The 2067-nt window shown below is 68.9% G+C and carries 2 protein-coding genes and 1 pseudogene; all 3 read left to right on the top strand.

Translation table 11 applies throughout. The features are described 5' to 3' along the window. Positions 1 to 193 precede the first annotated feature (193 nt). Positions 194 to 703: pseudogene (locus I73_RS29710) on the top strand (ABC transporter ATP-binding protein); the annotation flags it as partial. Further along, positions 700 to 1521, top strand: coding sequence for an ABC transporter permease (locus I73_RS21510; protein ID WP_022982511.1), 822 nt, complete (start codon positions 700 to 702; stop codon positions 1519 to 1521). The pseudogene I73_RS29710 and the gene I73_RS21510, both read left to right, overlap by 4 nt. 25 nt (positions 1522 to 1546) lie before the next feature. Then, on the top strand, positions 1547 to 2067 hold a 521-nt coding region (locus I73_RS21505; protein ID WP_022982510.1), incomplete at its 3' end, for an FAD-binding oxidoreductase.

Here is a 2067-nt window from a genome sequence, read left to right as displayed (position 1 = left end):
ATCACAGAAAGAAATTTCCATGAGTCCGTCCTATCCGTTCGCGTCTTCAATTCAGATTTTGTAAGAAACAACCTGTCCTTTGACTCCGGGAACTGCAATGCGATTCTCCTGCTAGGCAAGGAGTCCGAAGAGGCTCAGAGAAAGATCAACAAGCTCAACGACAGGGTTAAGGCAGCGAAGGAATGCAGCCGAGGGCTCAATAAGAAATCCGCTGGACCTGGCCGGCGTACCCCGCGCCAAGGCCGATGCCCGGGTGGACGAGGTGCTGAAGCTGGTCGGCCTGGAGAAGTTCGACCGCGCCCTGCCGCGGGCCCTGTCCGGCGGCATGCAGATGCGCGCCTCCATCGCCCGCGGTCTGCTCACCCGGCCGGACCTGCTGCTGATGGACGAGCCCTTCGGCGCGCTGGACGAGATCACCCGCCACCGCCTGGATGCCGACCTGCTGGCCCTGTGGAAGCAGCGCGGCCTCACCGTCGTCTTCGTCACCCACTCCATCCACGAGGCGGTGTTCCTCTCCACCCGCGTGGTGGTGATGGCCGCGCGGCCCGGCCGCGTGGTGGAAGAGTTCACCATCGACGAGCCCTACCCGCGCAGCGCGGACTTCATGGTGTCCGAGCGCTTTGCCGCCCAGGCCCGCCGCCTGCAGGACAGCCTGCTGCGCGCCAGCCAGACTGGTCAGGATGCCGAGGAGGTCAGCGCATGAGCCGGCCCACCACCCCGACCCGCACCCCGCTGCTGCTGCGCCCGCGCGTGCAGCAGGTGGTCTACCCGCTGCTGGTGCTGCTGGTGCTGCTGGGCGCCTGGCAAGGCACGGTGGACGCGCTGCAGCTGCCGGCCTACCTGGTGCCCTCGCCCATCCTGATGTTCAAGACCCTGGTGGAAGACGCGGGCATGCTGATGCCGGCGCTGTGGGTCACGCTGAAGATCACGCTGCTGTCCTTCGCGGCGGCCACCGTCATCGGCGTGCTGATCTCCTTCCTCTTCGTGCAGAGTCGGCTGATTGAACTGGCCCTGCTGCCCTACGCGGTGCTGCTGCAGGTCACGCCCATCGTGGCGGTGGCCCCGCTCATCATCATCTGGGTCAAGGACCCGACGCTGTCGCTGGTGGTGTGCGCCACGCTGGTGGCGCTGTTCCCGGTCATCTCCAACACCACACTGGGCCTGCGCAGCGTGGACCCGGACCTGCTGGCCTACTTCCGCATGAAGCGCGCCAGCCGCTGGCAACAGCTCATCCGCCTGCGCGTGCCCGGCGCCCTGCCCTACTTCTTCGGCGGCCTGCGCATCTCCAGCGGCCTGGCCCTGATCGGCGCGGTGGTGGCCGAGTTCGTGGCCGGCACCGGCGGCAGCGGCGCGGGCCTGGCCTACCAGATCCTGCAGGCCGGCTTCCAGCTCAACATCCCCCGCATGTTCGCCGCGCTGCTGCTGATCTCGCTCACCGGCGTGCTGCTCTTCGCCCTGATGGGCCTGCTGGCCCGCTGGGCCCTGGGCGGCTGGCACAGCAGCGCCCAGGCCCAGGAATGAAGCGCCCCTCTTCGACATCTCCACCATGACCCCTTCCGCCTATCCCATCGACACCCTGCGCGCCGAGCTGCCCACGCTCGACTGGATCACCGAACCGCACCGCGTGGAGAACCTCTCGCGCGACTTCGCCTGGTACAGCCCGGTGCTGGAACGCACCCTGGCCGGCAAGCACGGCGACATCGCGGTGCGGCCCAGGACCGAGGACGAGATCCGCGCCGTGGTGGGCGCCTGCGCCCGCCTGGCCATTCCCATCACGCTGCGCGGCACCGGCACCGGCAACTACGGCCAGTGCACGCCGCTGCACGGCGGCCTGATCCTGGACATGAGCGCCTACAACGCCTTTCTGTGGGCGCGGCCCGGCGTGGGGCGCGCCCAGGCCGGCATCCGCCTGGCGGCCTTCGACGACGCCGCACGGCCGCTGGGCTGGGAGCTGCGCTGGCTGCCCTCCACCTTCCGCAGCGCCACGTTGGGCGGCCTGTTCGGCGGCGGCTTTGGCGGAGCGGGCTCGCTGCGCTACGGCCCGCTGGCTGCGCCGGGCAACATCCT

The sequence above is a fragment of the Ideonella sp. B508-1 genome, assembly GCF_000333615.1.
Lineage (GTDB): Bacteria > Pseudomonadota > Gammaproteobacteria > Burkholderiales > Burkholderiaceae_C > Ideonella.
Note: the sequence above shows the minus strand (reverse complement) of the source record. Positions and strands in the feature narration are given on the sequence as shown.

Excerpts from the sequence above, each read along its gene's own strand:
- I73_RS21510 (WP_022982511.1), top strand. The coding sequence starts at position 700 with ATGAGCCGGCCCACCACCCCGACCCGCACCCCGCTGCTGCTGCGCCCG.